21 protein-coding genes and 1 riboswitch are annotated in these 21,560 nt (G+C 32.0%); of the genes, 3 read left to right on the forward strand and 18 right to left on the reverse strand.

Features of this window, described 5'->3' with window-relative positions; genetic code table 11:
- Positions 1-108: 108 nt before the first annotated feature.
- From B3N22_RS03430 to B3N22_RS03440, 3 genes are all read right to left on the reverse strand, one after another.
- A complete protein-coding gene (locus tag B3N22_RS03430; protein WP_047000130.1) occupies positions 109-624 on the reverse strand; it encodes a hypothetical protein in 516 nt (171 codons plus the stop codon).
- On the reverse strand, positions 617-1,549 hold the full coding sequence (locus B3N22_RS03435; protein WP_047000129.1) for a ParM/StbA family protein: 933 nt from the start codon (positions 1,547-1,549) through the stop codon (positions 617-619). The genes B3N22_RS03430 and B3N22_RS03435 overlap by 8 nt, the downstream gene beginning before the upstream one ends.
- Before the next feature lie 151 nt (positions 1,550-1,700).
- Positions 1,701-1,979 (reverse strand): hypothetical protein, encoded by a 279-nt coding sequence (locus B3N22_RS03440; protein ID WP_047000128.1) that lies wholly within the window; start codon positions 1,977-1,979, stop codon positions 1,701-1,703.
- Between the two features lie 220 nt (positions 1,980-2,199).
- Between B3N22_RS03440 and B3N22_RS03445 the strand changes: the two genes are divergently transcribed.
- Positions 2,200-2,868 (forward strand): helix-turn-helix domain-containing protein, encoded by a 669-nt coding sequence (locus tag B3N22_RS03445; protein WP_052953890.1) that lies wholly within the window; start codon positions 2,200-2,202, stop codon positions 2,866-2,868.
- A 197-nt stretch (positions 2,869-3,065) separates the two neighbouring features.
- Positions 3,066-4,250: a site-specific integrase gene (locus B3N22_RS03450; protein ID WP_047000127.1), complete on the forward strand. Its 1,185-nt coding sequence runs from the start codon at positions 3,066-3,068 to the stop codon at positions 4,248-4,250.
- A gap of 195 nt (positions 4,251-4,445) precedes the next feature.
- Here B3N22_RS03450 and guaA read toward each other — a convergent pair whose 3' ends face one another.
- The 13 genes from guaA to groES all read right to left on the reverse strand — a co-directional run bounded on the left by guaA (position 4,446) and on the right by groES (position 18,761).
- A complete protein-coding gene (gene guaA, locus B3N22_RS03455) occupies positions 4,446-5,987 on the reverse strand; it encodes a glutamine-hydrolyzing GMP synthase (RefSeq protein WP_286904879.1) in 1,542 nt (513 codons plus the stop codon).
- 21 nt (positions 5,988-6,008) lie between these two features.
- Positions 6,009-7,466, reverse strand: a complete 1,458-nt coding sequence (gene guaB / locus B3N22_RS03460; RefSeq protein ID WP_286904880.1) for an IMP dehydrogenase — start codon at positions 7,464-7,466, stop codon at positions 6,009-6,011.
- 163 nt (positions 7,467-7,629) lie between these two features.
- Positions 7,630-7,727, reverse strand: a riboswitch (purine riboswitch).
- An 86-nt stretch (positions 7,728-7,813) separates the two neighbouring features.
- Complete coding sequence (locus tag B3N22_RS03465; protein WP_286904882.1) at positions 7,814-9,136, reverse strand: DUF7305 domain-containing protein; 1,323 nt, start codon at positions 9,134-9,136, stop codon at positions 7,814-7,816.
- A gap of 15 nt (positions 9,137-9,151) precedes the next feature.
- Entirely contained in the window at positions 9,152-9,649 is a 498-nt protein-coding gene (locus B3N22_RS03470; protein ID WP_286904884.1) for a PulJ/GspJ family protein, read from the reverse strand.
- Between the two features lie 4 nt (positions 9,650-9,653).
- The gene (locus B3N22_RS03475; RefSeq protein ID WP_286904885.1) at positions 9,654-10,127 is read right to left on the reverse strand and encodes a type II secretion system protein; all 474 of its coding nucleotides are present in this window, start codon (positions 10,125-10,127) and stop codon (positions 9,654-9,656) included.
- Between the two features lie 25 nt (positions 10,128-10,152).
- Entirely contained in the window at positions 10,153-10,803 is a 651-nt protein-coding gene (locus tag B3N22_RS03480; RefSeq protein ID WP_286904886.1) for a type IV pilus inner membrane component PilO, read from the reverse strand.
- Positions 10,803-12,347, reverse strand: a complete 1,545-nt coding sequence (gene pilM, locus B3N22_RS03485; RefSeq protein WP_286904888.1) for a pilus assembly protein PilM — start codon at positions 12,345-12,347, stop codon at positions 10,803-10,805. Before pilM ends, B3N22_RS03480 begins: the two co-directional genes overlap by 1 nt.
- Positions 12,348-12,363: 16 nt before the next feature.
- On the reverse strand, positions 12,364-13,128 hold the full coding sequence (locus B3N22_RS03490; RefSeq protein ID WP_286904890.1) for a prepilin peptidase: 765 nt from the start codon (positions 13,126-13,128) through the stop codon (positions 12,364-12,366).
- 81 nt (positions 13,129-13,209) lie between these two features.
- Complete coding sequence (locus B3N22_RS03495) at positions 13,210-13,605, reverse strand: type II secretion system protein (RefSeq protein WP_286904892.1); 396 nt, start codon at positions 13,603-13,605, stop codon at positions 13,210-13,212.
- 32 nt (positions 13,606-13,637) lie between these two features.
- Positions 13,638-14,855 carry a type II secretion system F family protein gene (locus tag B3N22_RS03500; RefSeq protein WP_286904894.1) on the reverse strand — a complete coding sequence of 406 codons (1,218 nt, stop codon included), beginning with the start codon at positions 14,853-14,855 and terminating at the stop codon, positions 13,638-13,640.
- 18 nt (positions 14,856-14,873) lie between these two features.
- Positions 14,874-16,556 (reverse strand): GspE/PulE family protein, encoded by a 1,683-nt coding sequence (locus B3N22_RS03505; RefSeq protein WP_286904896.1) that lies wholly within the window; start codon positions 16,554-16,556, stop codon positions 14,874-14,876.
- Positions 16,557-16,834: 278 nt separating this feature from the next.
- Positions 16,835-18,460, reverse strand: coding sequence for a chaperonin GroEL (gene groL, locus B3N22_RS03510; RefSeq protein ID WP_286904898.1), 1,626 nt, complete (start codon positions 18,458-18,460; stop codon positions 16,835-16,837).
- A gap of 16 nt (positions 18,461-18,476) precedes the next feature.
- Positions 18,477-18,761, reverse strand: a complete 285-nt coding sequence (groES, locus tag B3N22_RS03515) for a co-chaperone GroES (protein WP_286904900.1) — start codon at positions 18,759-18,761, stop codon at positions 18,477-18,479.
- A 322-nt stretch (positions 18,762-19,083) separates the two neighbouring features.
- On the opposite strand from groES, the gene B3N22_RS03520 reads away from it, so the two are divergent.
- Entirely contained in the window at positions 19,084-19,755 is a 672-nt protein-coding gene (locus B3N22_RS03520) for a TIGR01906 family membrane protein (protein ID WP_286904902.1), read from the forward strand.
- Between the two features lie 51 nt (positions 19,756-19,806).
- On the opposite strand, the gene msrB is transcribed toward B3N22_RS03520, so the two are convergent.
- A complete protein-coding gene (gene msrB / locus B3N22_RS03525) occupies positions 19,807-20,253 on the reverse strand; it encodes a peptide-methionine (R)-S-oxide reductase MsrB (RefSeq protein ID WP_286904904.1) in 447 nt (148 codons plus the stop codon).
- Positions 20,237-21,553 (reverse strand): O-antigen ligase family protein, encoded by a 1,317-nt coding sequence (locus B3N22_RS03530; protein ID WP_286904905.1) that lies wholly within the window; start codon positions 21,551-21,553, stop codon positions 20,237-20,239. The genes msrB and B3N22_RS03530 overlap by 17 nt, the downstream gene beginning before the upstream one ends.
- Positions 21,554-21,560 lie beyond the last annotated feature (7 nt).

Genomic DNA, 21,560 nt, shown 5'->3' on the forward strand with positions numbered 1-21,560 from the left:
GACTGTTATTACAAATTGAGATATGAATTTGTGGATGTAATACCTTTTGTATCACTGTTTTCATCCTCAAATCCAACTATTTATCATAAATATAAGCAATTCCAATCCTTAGAAGCCGTTCAAAAAGCTTAGTGCTGAAGTAGGAAGTTCGTCATTTCCATCCGCTTCTGGGAGAATACCCATTTTCGGAACAGTTACCTCTGTCCGAACTGCTTTGTTACTCTGCTCCGCTGTTGTTACTACTGGAAGAGCAACTGATACTCCACCAGCTACCACTACTTTTAGAACCTCTGTTACTGCTTTTGTTACAGCAAGCTCCACTTCTTTTTCAAGCATTCCCATAATCGACCCAGATTCTTTTTGAACTGCCTCTATGAGTTCATACTGAGCCGACTGTATGAACTCCTTTTTCAAAGAATCCAGTTTTCCCTTTGCTTCGTCAAAATCAAATTCATCTCTGGCATATTTCGCTAAAACCCATTTAATAAACTTGCTTCTGTCTCCATAGAGACTTTTCCTTGGCTCTTCGTCTATGGATAATAATAATTTCCAGACCAAAGCATCTTCGTCATGATTTAGGTTTAAGCGAAAAGGTACTGTCTGAAACATATCCTTATCACTCACGCAACCACCTGTCCGCTTTCTGTAATGCCAGATATTCATAACCAATGGCATTTGCCTTTACATCTTCTTGATAACAGATATTTGCGCCTCTAATTCTTCCAAATAATTTCATTACAGTAGCTCCGCCGCCTACATACACAATTGGCGTTAGTTCTGGATCAAACCCATTTTCTTTCAGCTGAGCTTCTACGTTTTCAGCGAAGATGCAAAGCTGATCCTGTACAATTTCCGTGATTTCTTTTGGAAGATTGGATGTTCCAGTCATCATCACATCCTGAATATCACTTTCATCCAGATAACGGTTTTTCCTTCGAAATACTGCTTTATTGACGTTAGCCATACAATTAATTAATGCTTCTGGGATGGTGATACATTCCCGTTCCACTGGAACATAATTCTTGTTATGAATAATATCAATGGTCTTAGAACCTATATCTACAATCAGCTGATTCGGTGCCAGCTTTCCTAAAATATTTGCTACTGCTGCATAACACTGTGGGTATAATAGAACTTCTTCAATTTCTATGAAATACGTTTTCCCTTCATATACAAAGGTTACAACTCCTCTTTTTAGATAATTACTAAAGCTAAGCTTCTCTTCCCCAAATCTGGTAAATGGAAGTCCTGCTGCAACTACGACCCTGATCCCATCTTCACTAGACAAACCATAATATTCGATTTCCTTTGCAATTGCCGCATAGGTGAGCAAAAGATAATCTTCATCTTCTATTTTAGTGTCTTTCATAGGAAGTCTTCCTTCTCCGATTTTATAAAAAGTATCTTTGCACTCCATGGTCTTAGCTTCTAATGTTGCTTCTGTACCAATTTCTTCTACCCCATTGTCAAATATAAAATGTGGCGTCTTAATTGTTGAAAATCCATGGTCAATGGCACATAATAAAATATTTTGTTCTTTAAAATACATAAATTCTCCTCCTGCCGTTACGGCTAATATACTGTTAATCGTTTCATTCCTATGAACAAAAGTTCTGATTGTAACAGCCGGAGTCCTTTGTTATACTGTATTTGCGAGATACATAGAACAAGTTCCGGCTTGTTACTATCAAGTCCTTTCCCTAATCGGTAAGGGCTTTTTCTTTTGCTTCATAGTTACCATCTTCTGCTACCATTGACTGATTTTTTTCAAGATCATCAGCCGGATTGTAGTAATCTGCATATCCATATACCTTCTGTTCAAAGTATTTTCTTGGACATCTGCCTCGGATAATTAAAAATCCTTTTGCAGCAAGTTCTGCATTATACTTTTTGATAATGGAATACGCCTTTGTCTTGCCAACTCCAAGCATCTGTTGTACTTCATCAACTTCAATAAAAGTCTCTTTCATTCCTACCATACGCAATCTCCTTTCATCATATCATTAAACATTTTGCTATCTTATTCATAAACACGCAATCTGTTTTCGTGTTTACAGTATATTTCATTCGTTTCGTGTTGTCAATAGATTTTCTTCCAAAACACGAACTTGACTTTCGTGTTAATCTGTTATATACTTTTCACAAAGTTACAAATAGTACTTTTAATGTAAATATATTTCGTGTAAAGGAGTGAACACAATGGCATCTCAAGCACTAAGCCCAGAACAAATTGCAGATACTATTAAGAGAAAAAGAAAAGAAAAAAAGATTAGCCAGAAAAAATTAGCGGAACTTATTGATAAAACAGAACGAACCGTTCAAAATTATGAATCTGGTCAAACTGATTTTTCAATGTCTATCATTAAAGATATTGCAATCGCACTAGACATAGATTTTCGAGAATTACTATCTACACCAGAGCATCAAGATGGTATGAATGTTGGGATTGACGGAAGAAATTCCTATAGAAACAAGTACATGTTAGAATCCTTTGCGGATGTAATCAATGTTTTATTTAAAATCCAAGAAACTTATGATTTTACTATGAAACTAGATATTGCAAAACCACCAGAAGATAAAGAATGGAAAGCTTCTATCTCCGTTGACGGAAAAGGAGCCAGCAAATACGATATGGACTTTTGCCTATTTTTAGAAAACTGGAAAGCAAAAATGGACCAGTTATATAATGGAAAATTAAGTATTGACAGATACATGGACTGGCAAGCAGAAACCATTGCTTATTACGCATCCAGTACTTTGACTCCAATGTTTGAAAGACCAGACTTAGAAGAATACACATCAGAACTGGGCAACCAAGCATATCGTTGGAAAAACCCATTTTCAACAGAAGATGATAAGAATAAATAAGAAATAACGAAAAAATAGCCCCAATGTAATTTCTTTTGCAAAAGAAATTGAGCACCGGAGCTACTATGTAAGTGATTCAACCTAAACGGCTGATGTAATCACCCTAGACAAGTAGATTATATCATAGCCTTTAGATAAATGCATTGGGAACATTTATTCGTTCCAGATGACTAATTCATTATAAAGGAGATGATTTTATGCCAGCTTACAAAGATGATAAAACTGGTAAATGGTTTGCCAAATTCTATTATACGGATTGGCAAGGCAACAACAAGCAAAAGTGGAAACGAGGATTCGCCACCAAAAAGGAAGCCTTAACATTTGAGAGAGAATTTCTAGAGAAACAGGCATGTAATCCCGATATGACATTTCAATCACTATATGAATCCTATATTGAGGATATGGAAGGAAGATTAAAAGATTCCACCATCCAGCATAAGCGTAATATCTACGAAACAAAGATTCTTCCATTCTTTAGCAAGATTCCAATTAACGAAATTAAAGCTACTGATATTCGAAGATGGCAGACAAAACTTATGAAGGACGAGTACAACTACAAGCCCACTTATCTAAAATCCATCAACAATCAAATGAACTGTATTATGAATTATGCTAAACGTTTCTATGACCTTAATACCGATCCATGTGGGAAGGCCGGAAGTATGGGACGAAGTGATGCCGAGGAAATGGACTTCTGGACATTGGATGAATATCTTGCTTTTCGGGAAGGTATTAAAGACAAAGCTGTTTCGTATTTATGCTTTGAAGTTCTTTATTGGACAGGTATGCGAGAAGGAGAATTACTTGCTCTAACAGCAGAAGATATTAATCTAGTTGATAAGACAATCCGTATTTGTAAGTCTTATTCACGTAGTCATGGGAAAGATATTATTTCTACCCCTAAGACAAAAAAGAGCAAACGTGTTGTTCCTATTCCTGATTTTCTTTGCCAGGAACTAACAGAGTATATGAATTCCATGTATATGCCTCGTCCAAAGGATAGACTATTCCCTTACACAAAATCCTATCTCGCACACGAGATGCAACGAGGATGCAAGACAACTAGCATTAAAAAAATACGAATTCACGATCTCCGCCATAGTCATGCTAGTTTGTTAATCAATCAAGGCTGTGACGCTCTCATGCTTGCCGACAGACTTGGACACGAAAAGGTATCCACAACACTCAATACTTACTCTCACCTATTTCCACACAAACAGCAGGCATTGGTGCATAGTCTTGAATCACTTGTTGGGGTCACTAATCCAATACCAGAACCACCCGTAGGTGTGCCAGGTATTCCACCAGTCATAGAATCTGAAGTACCAAAAGAAAAAGCATCCGGAAATGTTATCCAAATGCCAATTCGAAAAATTATTTAATCATTTTGTTGAAGCCAACAAGATGCTAATAACATCAATTTTGCAGACAGTATCTGCAAAATCTTATCACCAGAAAACTTGTTTTCTACTAATATCTAAAAGAATGAAGAATATTTCTTAGTAGCAAAGTAGTAGCAGAGGCAAAAGAAAAGTCCGGGAGTGCCCTATTTATAAGGCTTCCCAGACTTGTGGATGCTATTCAAACTCTATAGTAGCTGGTGGTTTCCCTGTGCAATCATAGAATACACGGTTAACGCCTTTTACTTCGTTTATTATTCTTGTAGTTACTTTTCCTAGTAGTTCCCATGGAAGATCAGCTGATTCTGCTGTCATGAAGTCACTAGTTGTTACTGCACGTAGTGCTATAGCATAGTCATAGGTTCTTTCGTCTCCCATAACTCCAACAGAGCGCATGTTAGTTAAAGCTGCGAAGTATTGATTTATTGATTTGTCTACTCCTGCTTTTACGATTTCTTCTCTGTATATATAATCTGCTTCTTGAACTATTCTTACTTTTTCTGCAGTTACTTCTCCTATTATACGGATACCAAGTCCTGGTCCTGGGAAAGGTTGTCTGTATACTAGTTTTTCAGGGATGTTTAGTTCTAGTCCTGCTTTACGTACTTCATCTTTAAATAATGCTCTTAGTGGTTCGATTATTTCTTTAAAGTCAACATAGTCAGGAAGTCCTCCAACGTTGTGGTGAGATTTTATAACAGCTGAATCTCCAAGACCACTTTCTATAACGTCTGGATATATTGTACCTTGAACTAGGTAATCAACAGTCCCTATTTTTTTAGCTTCTTCTTCAAATACTCTTATGAATTCTTCCCCAATGATTTTTCTCTTTTGCTCTGGTTCTTCTACTCCTTTTAATTTTTCGTAGAATCTTTCTTGAGCATTTACACGGATAAAGTTAAGGTCATATTGTCCTTCTGGTCCAAATATTGCTTCAACTTCATCTCCCTCATCTTTACGAAGTAAACCATGGTCAACGAATACGCAAGTTAGTTGTTTTCCTACTGCTTTTGATAGTAAAACTGCTGCAACAGATGAATCAACTCCACCTGATAAAGCACATAATACTTTACCATCTCCAACTTTTTCATGGATTTCTGTTATTGTTCTTTCAACAAAGGAATCCATTGTCCAATCTCCAGAACAGTTACAAACATTGTATACGAAGTTTGATAACATCTTAGTTCCTTCTTGTGTATGCATAACTTCTGGGTGGAATTGAACTGCATATAGATTTTTTTCTGCATTTTCCATAGCAGCTACTGGACAAACTGGAGTGTTTCCTACTATTTTAAAATTTTCTGGAGCATTTTCTATGTAGTCAGTGTGGCTCATCCAGCAGATTGTTGATGGTGATACCCCTTCAAATAGCTTAGATTCAACATTAACACTTACTTCTGTCTTTCCATATTCACTTACTGGAGCAGTTGCAACTTTTCCTCCAAGAACATGAGCCATAAGTTGTGACCCATAACATATACCAAGAACAGGAATTCCTAATTCAAATATAGCTTTATCACATAAAGGAGAATCTTCACCATATACACTGTTAGGTCCACCAGTGAAAATAATTCCCTTTGGATTCATTTCTCTTATTTCATCTACACTTAATTTGTATGGATGAACTTCACAATATACATTACATTCTCTAACTCTTCTTGCTATTAATTGATTATATTGACCACCAAAATCAAGTACTAAAACTAACTCTTTATTCATTATTTCTCCTCCAAGGTTTCCTTATTGACTAACGCTGTAGTTAGGTGCTTCTTTAGTTATATTAACATCATGTGGATGACTTTCTTTAAGTCCTGCTGAAGTTTGAACAACAAATGTTGCTGTTTCATATAATTTATCAAGAGTGCTTGCTCCTAAGTATCCCATACCAGATCTAATTCCACCTATAAGTTGGTAAATAGTTTCTGATAAATATCCTTTATAAGCGACTCTTCCTTCAACACCTTCTGGTACTAGTTTCTTATTTCCTTCTTGGAAATATCTATCCTTTGATCCTTTATTCATAGCTGCTAAAGATCCCATACCTCTATATACTTTATAATTTCTGCCTTGATATATTTCAATTTCTCCTGGAGCTTCATCACAACCAGCAAGTAAAGATCCCATCATAGCTGCTGATGCTCCTGCTGCTAATGCCTTAACTATATCTCCTGAGTATTTTATTCCTCCATCTGCAATTACAGGAACTCCATACTTTCTACCTTCTTCTGCACAATCCATAACTGCTGTTAACTGAGGAACTCCTACCCCTGCAACAACTCTAGTTGTACATATAGATCCAGGCCCTATACCAACCTTAACACAATCTGCTCCAGCTTCTATTAAATCTCTAGTAGCTTCTGCTGTAGCAACATTTCCTGCTATTATTTGAAGCTCTGGATATTTACTCTTTATAGTTTTTACAGCATTTAAAACACCAAACGAATGTCCATGAGCTGTATCTAAAGTTATTACATCAACATTAGCTTTAACTAAAGCCTCAACTCTCTCTTCCATATCTCCAGTTACTCCAACAGCTGCCCCACAAAGAAGTCTTCCTGCAGAATCTTTAGCTGCATTAGGAAATGCTTTTACCTTTTCTATATCTTTAATAGTAATAAGCCCCTTTAAATATCCTTCACGATCTACTAAAGGAAGTTTTTCAATTTTGTGTTTTTTAAGTATTTCTTTAGCTTCTTCTAAAGTAGTACCTTCTGATGCAGTTATAAGATTTTCCTTAGTCATAACCTCATCTATTTTTCTAGCAAAATTTGTTTCAAATACTACATCTCTATTTGTAATTATTCCTATAAGTTTTCCATCTGCTGAGGTTATAGGAACACCTGATATTCTATATTGAGCCATTAAATCTAGAGCCTCTTGTACACTGTGATTAGCTGATAAGAATATAGGATCTGTTATAACACCATTTTCTTGTCTCTTTACTCTGTCAACTTCTCTAGCTTGTTCCTCTATAGACATGTTCTTATGTATGATTCCTATGCCGCCTTCTCTTGCAATAGCTATAGCCATTTTTGATTCAGTTACTGTGTCCATACCAGCACTTATTAGTGGTAAATTAAGTTTTATTTTTTTAGTAAGACTTGTAGCTAAAGTTACTTCCTTTGGTAATATTTCAGACTTGTTTGGTACTAAAAGAACATCATCAAATGTGTAAGCTGTTTTAAGTATTCTTGCCATGAAAGACTCCTCCTCAAAATTTAAATTTTAAAAATAACCCAATATTTTTCTTGCATTTTCTATTTTCGTTGCAAGTTATCTTGCATTTTTGAAATAAAAAAAGCATATTAACTCAAGTGAAGTTAATATGCTCAAAATAAGCCCTTCGATGGACTCTATAATAAATACACATTAATTCACTCATAGTCAGAAATTTAAGGTTTCTGGTAGATACTCCTAGCCATATCCTAGGTATATACGAGTAATCTGTTTTGAAATTATACTTATTATAGAATATAGTTATTAGCTTGTCAATAAAGAATGATTTCTTGCATTTTTCCACACACAAGAAATTATACATTCAAAAATTAATTATTTTCATAGTTTGGATTTCCTTTTTTATAGTTACTAGAGCCTTCAACTGATGTTGGGGGATGAAAATCTATAGATTGATTTGTAAATTCTATCTTAGCACCACCTGTCAAATATATTGATTTACCTATAACTGCACCTTTAATACTTGCCCCTCCTACTAATGATATTGAAGCATTAGGTGCATATATAACTTGTAGATTATTAGATGCGCCTGAAAGTTGTATACTTGTACCAGATGTAACAATATCTCCAGTAACGCTACCTGAATTAGCTAGAACAAGACTAGCATTACTTAAATATATTGATCCATTAATTATGGTTTCATTATCAAATGAAAGAGTGTTTGAATTATTACAATATATTGCCAGGTTATTTTTATTTCCCGCAACATTTACATATCCTTTTACTCTTATACAGTTATCTACGTAAAGATAAACTTTACCTGTACCATTTATAACTATTTTTCCTTGTATCATTTCCAAGTTTGCTATTCTTATAATTGTATCGCCACCATTAGTATTTATTTGTAAAGTTCTATTTTTATCGATTGTGATTCTATCATAATAACTATTGCCACTAATTGAGAAATACGGATTTGTTTCTCCACCCGCAAGTGATACATTTGCTTTTTGATTCAAGGTAGATTTATCAGGAAATGTCGGTAAAACTAATGGTAAATAATTGATTTCTGAATCTTTTCTAACCACATTGGGTTTTTGTTTCCAATCCATTGTCCAATTAAAAATATTAAAATTACCATTGGGAGGTATAATCACAGTACCAGTTATTGTAGCATCATTTGATGCCGTAATAGAACCATTACTAAATGAACTAGTTTCTATATTACCTAAAACATATCCACCCTCAAGCGTAATGTTATTCTTACCATAAACAGCTGTATTTATAGTGATCGTACTACTTCCTTGATTCTCCATGTATACAGAAACCTTCTTGTTTCCTGCTATACTCTCTATTATGTATTTTTTATTAGAAATCACTTCCACAACTCTAACTTCCACTCTTAATGAATTTATATTATCAGAGTATATAACATTATATTTTTGTCCAAGTGAATTTGTTGGCTTTCCATTAAAGTAAGTTCCTAACCCACTTTTATTCTTATTAAACCAAGCTATACCATATTCTAAGCCTGATTCTGCTGAAAAAAGAACATCTTCTGATTTCTTTTCTTGAGCATTAGCTTTAGTAGTTTTTGAGATAGTTGTTAAAGTAACACTAGAAAAAATCATAGCTACCGCCAACACCATTAGAACTATTATTAATGAAGCCCCCTTTTTCTTTTTCCTATGTTTCATCTATCCCAATCCCCCTTATATCATTCTTCTAGTTACTACTGTTTCAAAGCTTGTTTCTATATCTTTACGATTGCTTTTTATATATACTTTATAAGACTTAGTTCCCAAAGGACTTAATTGTACATCTACAACATAATTAGCTAAAGTAGCCATTTTAGTTGCTGTACTTCCTGAGACTTTATATTTAACTATTTTTGTTGCTTCTTTTGTATAAATGTATTTTTCACTTGATGTATTAGTTATCTCAGTAAGTACTGTAATAGAACTACCTAATCCATAATTCCCAGGTATCAAAGTAGTTGTTTTAACATCGGAAGCTAACTTCATATCCTCTTCAAGTATTGAAGAAAAGTTTCTTGCTTCATCTAAAACTATACTTTCTTGTTCCTGTCTATTAAGTGTACTGTAGGCTTTATTAAAAAGAGTGTATGTTAACATTAATGTTATTGCTAAAATTGCTATAACCGCTATCATTTCTATTAAAGTGAATCCTTTTTTTCTTCCTTTATTCATAGCATCACCCTGCTAAATATATAGTTCTAGATATTTCACTAGTACTTACTTTATTTAAATTCCAAGATGTTATATCAAATTGTAAAATTCCTAAGGTTGAATCTTTCATTGTTACCTTCACTTTAATAGCATATTTTTTAGTACCACTTAATGTACTTACATCAAAACTATCTGCTTTAATTACAGAAGTTTTAGCTGGAATAAAGTCACTTGTAAAAATGCTTTGCAGCTCAGTTATATTATCAAAAGTTAAAATATACATGTTCCCAGACGTATTCACTTTATAGTCCGCACTTTTATCAGAGTTCACTAGTTCCACAAAAGCCTTAGATACACTATTTGAATCTAAATCCTTCTCATTTCTCACATTTGTTTTAATTGCCAGTAGCATCAATGAAGCTATTACTGAAAATATAAGTACTAGCATAGCCATTGACGCAATCATCTCTATTAGAGTAAATCCTTTTTTCTTTTTCATCTAAATCACCTCAATCTTAGTGATTTTAATTAAACATATTGTCTTTTCCATAACTTCCACTATTAAAATCATAATTTTCTTCCATGTCCCCTGGCGCATAGTAGAAAGTTAAATTTATAGTTGAACTTTCTTTTGTTGACGTAATGGAATTAATTTCACATATTCTTGATCCATTCTCTAAATCATTAACTAGATTTAATATGTTTGAAAAGTCACCTTTTAATGATAGTGTAACCTTCTGTGTACTTAATCCCCCCTTGTTGGAGGTTGAAGGAGTACTAGTATCTTTAGAAGCATCTCCCTGTTGATACACTTGTCCTTTCTCCATTGCTATACTTTGGAGTGTAGCTGTGTTTTTATTTGCCAAATCATTTAACTCCTTAGAAAGTTCTGGATATTTATCAATCTTTGGTAATGCTCTAGCGGATTCATTATATTTATCTTTTAATTCATTATACTCTTTTTCTTTTATAATTATTTTATTTTCTATATTTTCATAGTTTAAAGTTTTATTTCTTAAAGCTTCAACTTCTGTTTCTAAAGGGGCAAGTTTATCCATGGTTGGAATTATTAAATAATTATAATAAATAAAAAAGACTGACATTATAGCTACTATTAATAATAGTATTTTTTCTTTATGGCTTAATTTATTTAAACCTAAATCTATCTTTTTCATTAGCTTTGCCCTCCTTGAACAAGGATTTCTAAAGTAAAGCTACTTGATGCTTCCCCTTTAGTTATGCTGGCAATGTGAGAATTTTTAAATCTTGCATCTTCTCTAACATTTGCCCAAAACTCAGATATTTTATCATAATTACTACTAGCGCCGCTTATAGATATATTACTGCCTGTAATAGAAAAGCTGCTTACTGTAACTTCTCCAGGTATAAGCTTTTGAATATCGCGAATTAAGTCATCTGTCTTTTTGTCCTTTTGTTCATTTAATACTTTTACCTTTTCTATATGACTGTTATATAGACTTATATCATTTTCAAGTGTGCTTAACTTATCAACATTCTCTTGATTGCTGTTAATCTTATTTATCAACTTATCTTTCGAGGAATTTAAATATACTTCTTTCCCTTTTAAATATCCAATTCCCCCTAAAAATACTACTAATGTAAAAATTATTGAAGCAACATAAACAGCTTTTTTCTTTCCTCGTAAATCATTTAACTTTAAGTTATAAGGTAGTAGATTAAGTTCCTTTTCACTATTATTTAGCATTAATCCATAGGAGTAAAAATAATCATTTAAAGTTATACTTCTTGGAACTTTAACATTATACCTTAAGGTTTTAAAATCATCTATCTCTACTATTTCTGTATTAAAAATATTTGAGAATTCTTCTTTAACACCTTTTACTTTTGCCCCACTTCCTATTAGATATATTCTGTCTAAGTTCTTTTTTACTTTTCCAACAGAATAAAACTGAATTATGGAATTAAAATAGGAGCTTATTGTATTTACTATTCTTCTTACACTTGTGCTTTCTTCGTTAATATCTTCTTCAGTTAAATCTATTTTATATAAATATTCATTATAAGCTTCTATGCTTTCTATCTGATCTAAATTATTCCCTAATATTCCCATGCTTTGATACTTTTCTATTTCTAGCTTTCCAGAACTAGCTATATGAAAAGACGCTGTATCACTATTTAGGGTTATTAAACCTATAACATCCTCTTTATCCTTAAATACCTTTGAACTCTTTAGCATCCTTGCACCTATTGTTGCATAAGTATCTAAGGCTACTAACTCTAAATTTAATCTTTCTGCAATCTCAACATAGGCATCTATTTTATTCATTTCTACAGCTGCTATTATTACATCTGCATTTTTTGCTTTACCTTCACCTAACTCCTGTAGAATCTCATAGTCATAATAATATTCATCTATTCTATCATTAAGATATTGTCTAAGTTCCCAAGCTACAGCTTCTCTCATAGGTTCTTCTCCTAGAAGGGGAAGTATTGTGTGCCTAGTTATTATATCTTGCCCTTTTACTGTAAAGGAGACATCTTTTACTCTTATTTTTTCTTTCACTAAATAATCTTTAATTACATTAGACAATAATTCTGTATTTTCTATTCTATCTTGCAAATATGAACCTTTAGGTGTTTCTAATATAGTCGCCTTTTTTATCTTTGTTTTAGTTCCAACAACTATAACTATTCTGTCTCTAGAAATATCAATGGATATTTTGTCTTTTTCAAACATGCTTTCACCTCAAACCTTAAATAAACATTTTTAAGTACCAGTTTAATATTTCATTTCCATACATCAAGGTTATATATCCTGCTAAAGCTATATAAGGACCAAATGCCATATAATGTCCTCCTATAGACTTATATTTAATTAATAATAGTAGCCCTCCTACTATCCCACCTAATACTATAGATATAAATAACATCAATAATGCATTAGACCATCCTAAAAAGAGTCCTATTATAAATACTAATTCCACATCTCCCCACCCCATAGCTTTAGTTGTTACAGCTATTAAAGCAAGAATTCCAGCTGCTATTACAGCTCCTAATATATAATTAAATGGTGATACTCCACCTAAATATTTTTCAACTCCAATATACAAAACTCCAAGTCCAACTCCAACATAAATAGTGTTGTCATAGATATCTTGAGTTTTATAATCAATTATTCCAATGACTAAAATCAATGATATAAATAAACATATCAATATAAACTTAACACCAAACCCAAACTTAAAGAATAAACTTAAATATAAAAGTCCATTTACTAACTCAACTAATGGGTATTGGATAGAAATCTTCTCTCCACAATATCTACACTTTCCTTTTAAAAACAAAAAACTAAATACTGGAAATAAATCCTTCCATCCTAATTTATTATTACAATTACTGCAATGAGATGGAGGATATGCTATTGATTCCCCTTTGGGTATTCTATAAATACATACATTTAAAAAACTTCCTATAATAATTCCATATAAAAAAACAAAAATACTTATAACTGTATTCATTTTACTTCTCCATTTTTTATGGTATGGTAATACCTCCCGAGGTGGGAGGTATTAATAATAATAATAAAGTATACTTAATTCCTACATTGTTGCTTTTCCATCAGTTATAGTAAACCCTGCTCCATCATTTACTATTGATCTACATTGATCTATTGTTAAATCTTGAATCATAGATGTATCTTTATCAAAATTTACTGCCTCAGTAGAATCTGCATCAGTTATTATTCCGCCAGTTCCAGTTACGTCATTAACAGTTTTACTTCCACCAAATTCAGTTTCACTCTTTGCATTATATGCCTCAACTTCCATAACAGCAGTTCTTGCTTGTGCTACAACTTTAGTGTTTTTAGCTTCCCCAATATATTTAGAAACTCTTGGTACCAACACAGCTGCTAATATTCCTATAATTGCTATAACAGCGATAAGTTCAATTAATGTAAACCCCTTTTTTTTCTTTTTGTTGATTGTTTTGATCATTTTAAATCCCTCCGTATTATATAATTTATTTTTTAACGTTGAATGTTGTTGATTCCCTCCATCATACTTGTTAATGGCAGAATCATTGATAGTACTATAATTAAAACAATTGCTGATAGTATTACTATCATCATTGGTTCTATAGATGAAACTAACTTGCTAGTGGCGTTTTCCACCTCCCCATCATAGAACTTGGAGGTTCTTTCTAAAACCTCTTCCAAGGTTCCAGTTTCTTCTCCTAAGTTTATCATCTGAGTAAGCATAAGAGGAAAAAGTTGCATATCTTCTAGGGTTTTACCTATGGCATTTCCCTTTTTGATATCCTCTTTTGCAAGGTTTAATTTATTTTTTATATGAAGATTTCCTACAACCTTAGCTGATATTTCTAGTGACTGGATTACCCCAAGCCCTGAAGATATAAGTATGGATAAGGTTTTAGCAAATCTTGCTGACACTATTTGTTTGTTTATTTCTCCAAAAACAGGTATCTTTAATCTATTAAAATCCCTTTTTTCTATATAGGCTTCATCTCTATCTAACATGAATTTTTTAATTATATATATAGCTCCTACTACTAGTAGCACTAATATCCAACTTCTAGTTAGAAATTTAGATAGACCCATAACTATTTTAGTTAAGGTTGGTATATCCCCACCTATATCTACTAAGTTCTCTACAAAGCTTGGAACAACGAATATAAGTAAAAATGCAACTATAAGGATAGCAAAGGCTCCTACAAATTTAGGATAACTTAAAGCACTTTTAACTTTTTGCTCCTGTTTATAGAGACTATCATAATACTCTGCTAAGTCTTCTATGATTTTATCTAATTTTCCTGAAGCTTCTCCAGCTTCAATTAAGTTAATCATCATTTCTGGTATATCTTTTTCATACTTTAGACAATCTGATAAACTTCTTCCTCTTTGTATCTGTTCTTTAGACCTTATTAGAACCTCTCTCATTTTCTTATTACTTGATTGCTCTATACATATTTCTAAACATCTTATAATAGGGGTTCCAGAACCTAATACAAAAGCAAATTGTCTACAAAATATTGATAAATCCTTTGTGGTTATCTTATTAAAAAGTTCTATATTTAAAGCACTTCTATCTACAAATTCTTCAACAGATACTGGATAATATTCTCTTCCTCTTAAGCTTTGAATAACATCCTCCCTGCTTATAGCCTCCATAGAACCTTTTATCTTATTTCCTTGTAAGTTTCTAGCCTCATAATTATAAATAGCCATTTACATCACCTTTTATTTCTATTCCTTTAAGAAGGTAACTCTAAGAAGTTCTTCAACTGTTGTAATCTTATTTAAAACATGCTCTGTGCAAGCCATTTTAAGAGTTTTCATTCCATTTTTTATAGCTATATCTCTAAGCTCATCTGTATTTTTTTTATTATTAACAGCTTCTCTTAACTCTCTTTTAATTTCCATGATTTCATATATACCTATTCTTCCTTTATAACCTATGTTTTGGCATAAAGGGCATCCTTTTGCTCGTACAAGAGAAAGCTTTTCGTTTTTATCAACTTCCAACATCTCTTTTTCATATTCGCTTGCCTCATATTCTTCAAAACAATGCGGACAAACTTTTCTAACTAGTCTTTGAGCTATTATTCCTGTGATAGATGTGGATATTAGATAAGGTTCTATGTTCATGTCCTCTAATCTAGCTATAGTTGATGGAGCATCATTAGTATGAATTGTACTTAATACTATATGTCCTGTTATTGCTGCTCTTATAGCTATTTCAGCAGTTTCATTATCTCTTATCTCCCCAACCATTACGATATCAGGATCTTGTCTTAATATACTTCTAAGCCCTGAAGCAAAGGTTAAACCTGCTTTTGTATTTACATTAACCTGACTTATTCCTTCCATTACATATTCCACTGGATCTTCAACTGTTATTATGTTTTTATCTAAAGTATTTAACTCATTTAATAAAGTGTAAAGTGTGGTGGATTTACCACTACCAGTTGGCCCTGTTGCGAGTATTATTCCATATGGTTTATCCATGATGCTTGACAATAATTTCATATTGTAACTTGAAAGACCAAGCTCTTCTTTTTTTACTAGAAATGAACTTCTTGATAATATTCTTATAACTACCTTTTCTCCATGAATGGTTGGTAATACAGATACTCTTAAATCCACTTCCTTATTATCTATCTTAGTTATTATTCTTCCATCTTGAGGAATTCTTTTTTCAGCTATATTAAGATTAGCTACTATTTTTATTCTTGTTATAAGAGAGCCTTGAGTTTCTTTAGGTATATCAAGAACCTTTTGAAGATTTCCATCTACTCTACATCTTACTCTAACTCCATTTTCTAAGGGTTCTATATGAATATCAGAAGCTTTCATTCTAACTGCATTTTCAATTATGGTGTCTACAAGCTTAACAGCTGGAGCATCTTTAACCTCATCAAAATCTACATTAACTTCTTCTTTTTTTTCTCTCGCTTCTCTATCAGCTAAATTTTTGGCTGTTCTTTCTGCCACCTGTCTTGAATAATATCTTTTTATAGCTTCATTAATTGAGTCTGAAGAATCCATAACTAATTCGGTATCTAAACCTGTGGCTATCTTTACATCTTCTATTGCTAATATATTAAATGGATCGCTAGTTACTAAGGTGATTTTATTTCCTCTTATTTTTATAGGAATAATTGTATGTTTTTTTGCTAAAGCTTCTGAAATCCTATAAACTGCATTTTCTTCAATAGGTGTAAAATCAAGATGTATTCTTGGTATAGCCATTTGCATTTCTAAAATAGTAAGAATATCATCCTCTGTTACTAGCCTTTTTTCTACTAATATCTGTCCTAATCTCTTGCCAGTAGTTGCCTGAAGTTTCAGCGCCATAGCTAAATCTGCTTCATTAAGTTTTCCGCTATCTATAAGCAAATCTCCAAGCCTTTTTTTCTTTTCGCTCATTTAATCACCTACATATCTTATTACGATAATTTCATTATACAGTATATGTAAAACATTCAAAAGAAATATTTAGTGACTTTACCAAAAAAAATATGGTATTTTTCTTCTTAATTCGACAAATTTCTTATTATTTCTTTTTTTATATTTTTAACGAATAATCTCACTCAACAACCCATTAAAGCTATCAATAATTATTGTACCCATAATAAAATATTTAGTTGCATTAATTTTAAACATAAAAAAAGAGACAGCTTTCGCTATCTCTTAATATCTCTATCTTAGTACATTCCGTCCATTCCCATTCCTGGTGCACCTGGCATTGGAGGATTTTTTTCTGGAATATCAACTACTGCTGCTTCTGTAGTTAAGAATGTTGATGCTACAGATGCTGCATTTTGAAGAGCACTTCTAGTAACCTTAGTTGGATCAACTATTCCATCTTTTATCATGTTTACGTATTGTTTAGATAAAACGTTGTATCCTACTCCAGCTTCACTGTTTTTAACTTTTTCTATTATAACAGAACCTTCAAGTCCAGCGTTTACAGCTATTTGTCTCATTGGCTCTTCTAAAGCTCTTACTATTATATTTATACCTACTTGTTCATCAGCTTCTTCTGAAGTTAAAGTAGCTACTTTATTTATTACATTAACATAAGCAGTTCCGCCGCCTGGTACTATACCTTCTTCAACAGCTGCTTTAGTTGCTGCAAGAGCATCTTCTATTCTTAATTTTCTTTCTTTTAATTCTGCTTCTGAAGCTGCACCAACTTTAACTACAGCTACTCCACCAGCTAATTTAGCTAATCTTTCTTGAAGCTTTTCTTTGTCGAAATCTGAAGTAGTTTCTTCTATTTGAAGTTTTATTTGAGCTACTCTTGATTTAATTTCTTCTTTGCTTCCTCTTCCATTAACTATAACAGTGTTTTCTTTTGTTACTTTAATGCTTTCTGCTTGACCTAACATGTCTAAAGTAGTTTCTTTTAAATCTCTTCCAAGTTCGTCAGAAATAACTTCTCCACCAGTTAGGATAGCTATATCTTGAAGCATGTCTTTTCTTCTATCTCCAAATCCAGGAGCTTTAACAGCTACACATGTAAATGTTCCTCTTAGTTTGTTTAAAACTAGAGTTGTCATAGCTTCTCCCTCTATGTCTTCAGCTATTATTAATAGCTTTCTTCCAGCTTGAACGATTTGTTCTAATATAGGAAGTATATCTTGTATGTTTGAGATCTTCTTATCTGTAATTAATATATATGGATTATCAAGATTTGCTTCCATCTTATCTGTATCAGTTACCATGTAAGCTGAAACATATCCTCTATCAAATTGCATACCTTCAACTACATCTAATTCAGTTCCCATGGATTTAGATTCTTCAACAGTTATAACACCTTCGTTTCCAACCTTCTCCATAGCATCTGCTATTAATTGTCCTATAGTTTCATCAGCAGCTGAAACAGCAGCAACTCTTGCTATATCTTCTCTACCATTAACAGGTTTAGAGATTAATTGAATTTGTTCAACAGCTTTATCTACAGCTACTTTAATTCCATTTCTTATTTGCATTGGATTAGCACCAGCTGTAACATTTTTAAGTCCTTCTCTTATTATAGCTTGAGCTAAAAGTGTAGCAGTTGTTGTTCCATCTCCAGCTACATCATTAGTTTTAGTTGCAACTTCTTTAACTAATTGAGCTCCCATGTTTTCATAAGCATCTTCTAGTTCTATTTCTCTAGCTATTGTAACACCATCGTTTGTTATTAAAGGTGTTCCGAATTTTTTATCTAAAACTACATTTCTTCCTTTTGGTCCTAATGTAACTTTTACTGTATCAGCTAGTTTATCAACACCAGCTTGCATAGCTCTTCTTGCTTCTTCACCAAATACAATTGTCTTAGCCATTTATACATACCTCCTATTATTCAACTATTGCTAAAATATCGTCTTGCTTTAATATTGTGTACTCTTCTCCATCAAGCTTAACTTCTGTGCCTGCATATTTAGAGTAAAGCACCTTATCTCCAATTTTAACTTCCATAGGAATTCTGTTACCATCAACAACTGCTCCAGGTCCTATTGCAACTACCTCAGCTTCTTGTGGTCTTTCTTTAGCAGCACCAGTTAAAAGTATACCGCTTTTAGTTGTTTCTTCTGCTTCTAATCTTTTGATTACTACTCTGTCTCCAAGTGGTTTAATACTCATTTACAACCCCTCCTTAAATTTAAATAAAATAATACTCTGCAAATTGTTAGCACTCATTTAAGTAGAGTGCTAATACTAATATTATAATAAATAATAAGCCTCATAAATTCAAATTAATTTATTCTTTTTAAATCCCATTAATTCCTTATTTTCTTTAATTATCTTCTGTTAGTTAAGTTTTTCTTTAAAATGCTATTTTTTTCTATATATTTCTTCTTCATAACTATTTTCAAGAAATATGATACAATATTTTAAAAGCTTATTATAATTATTTACATGGGAAAACCATTTATTATTATTGACTAAAAGGAGAAACTTATTAATGAAAAAACTAAATTTTTCTACTATTTATAAGATATTTACAGAAATATGCCTATACTTTGTCTATTTTATCTTTTCTCTTACAGCAGCTTTTAAAATATTGATTAACTTTACACCTTTTTATGGTTTTTTAATCGATATATTCAAAGTTACAGAAATAGTTAAAATCAGCAAAGAAAATATCTATTCTGATTTCACTAAACTTATGGAGTATCTAAGAAGCTTTACTCCTATGAGGTTCCCCCTAGAGTACTTTAAATATTCACCATCTGGTGAATTTCATTTTATGGAGGTTAGACTTCTATTTTTAAAAATGGACATCTTGTTTTGGATTTCTGTAGTTCTTTTATTAATAATTCTCTTTATAAATAGAAAAACTTTAAAATCTATTTTTAATAACTATAAAAAATTCCTTCTTTGTGCTTCAGGACTATTGATAGCTTTCTCTATACCAGTAGTTTCTAACTTTAGCTGGGCTTTTGAGAAGTTTCATAAAATAGTTTTTAGTAATGATGATTGGCTTTTTGATCCTAAAACAGATCCAATAATCAATGCTTTACCAGAAGGTGTTTTTTTCAGCTACCTAATAAGTATATTACTACTGTTCCTAATTATATTATTAATTCCTATAATTATTAAAAAGATTTTTCCTAAACTTAATAATAAAAGATAAATATAAAATAGCTGTGGCACTAAAAAATTAGCACCACAGCCTTTTAAATATCTAATCTATAAATTTTAAATACTCTTCGTAACCTTCTTCTTTCATTTTTTCTTTAGGAATAAACTTTAAAGATGCTGAGTTAATACAATATCTAAGTCCACCCTTTTCTTCTGGTCCATCGTTAAATACATGCCCTAAATGTGAATCTCCTTCTTTACTTCTAACTTCTACTCTATGCATACCGTGAGTAAAATCTGCTTTTTCTTTAATTATTCCTTTTTCTATAGGTTTTGAAAAAGCTGGCCATCCACAACCTGAGTTGTATTTATCAGTTGAAGAAAATAAAGGTTCTCCTGTAACAATATCCACATAAATTCCTTCCTTAAACAAATCATCATATTCATTACTAAAAGGTCTTTCAGTAGCATTTTCCTGAGTAACTGCATACTGTATATCAGTTAACTTACTTTTTAACTCTTCCTTTGAAGGTTTAACATACTTCTTCATACTGACCCTCCTTATATTCAATTAATTTTTCTACTTCTTCTATCACTTTAGAATTTTGAGCTAATCCTAGCCCCATCCAAAATAATGGTGCAACATTTATAACACTTATATTAAAAAAGCTTTGAATTAAATATCCAATAAAAGTTATGCTTATTATAAAGTTTATCTTACTTTTCCACATATTTTTTATATTATTCTTAAGGGATAAAAATATAAACACTAAATATACAATCAAGGCAGGTATCCCCATGGTAGCTGCTATTTGAAGAAATTCATTATGTGCCTTGTCTATTATTGCTCCGTAAGCTTCTATATAATCTTGTCCATCTTCTGGGAAATACTTTTCAATACTATACCTAAAGGTGTCAGTCCCACTTCCAATCAAAGGATTCTTTTCTATAGTTTTTAATGCAACCTTCCATATATAAACTCTAGCTGATCCTAATGCTTCATTTGTTATTTTTCCATTCCTAAGAAGATCTCCACTAGCGGATTTAGTATCATATATTAATTGATCGCTACGACTGCTTATTTTTTCTCCAGAGGTATAATCTAATATACCGAAAATGCTAATAAAAGCAATCATAAGTATAAGGACTCTAGTTAAATACTTTTTATTAAAGTTAAGTATTATATAAACTGCCCCTAATAATGAATAAGCTATAAAGGCTATCCACCCGCTCCTTGTTAAGGTGCATAGTAATGAAGTAAATAAAACCGCGGCTATCCCTATATACAATTTTTTACCCTTCAATATATATAACACTATAGTGCAAGGTAAAAATAAGCTTATATAGGCTGACAAGAAATTTCTATGCCCTTGAGTACCTATAGAATTAAAAAGCATTCTAGCATGATAGCTATCCTTAGGTATAGGATCTATGTTATAGAATTGAAAAATAGAATATATTGAGATAATTACTGCTGGTACTAAAACAGCTAAGATTACTTTTTTATCAATCTCTAAATAATTTTTCCCACAGTAATAAGTTAATCCATAAAATAATAGCATTATTACCCCTTCATACCTAATCTCCGTACCAAATATTGATACCATAGGTTTAATTGAAAAGATAGTACTCAATAAAGCTATCCCTAAATATATAATCAAAACTCTATCATTTTTATCTAATCTGATATTTTTTCTATCTTTTAATAAGATAAATATTAAAAGAAAATACATAACATATAGAAAAACAGTCTTCGGCAAATAATAGCTGTCATCAGTAAATGGATGCATTATAAGAGGCATAACTCCAGCTATAATAGTTAATATTAATGTTATCTCTTTTTTGAACATATAATCC

It is taken from the genome of Clostridium sp. UBA1652 (genome assembly GCF_002320975.1).
Lineage (GTDB): Bacteria > Bacillota > Clostridia > Clostridiales > Clostridiaceae > Clostridium_T > Clostridium_T intestinale.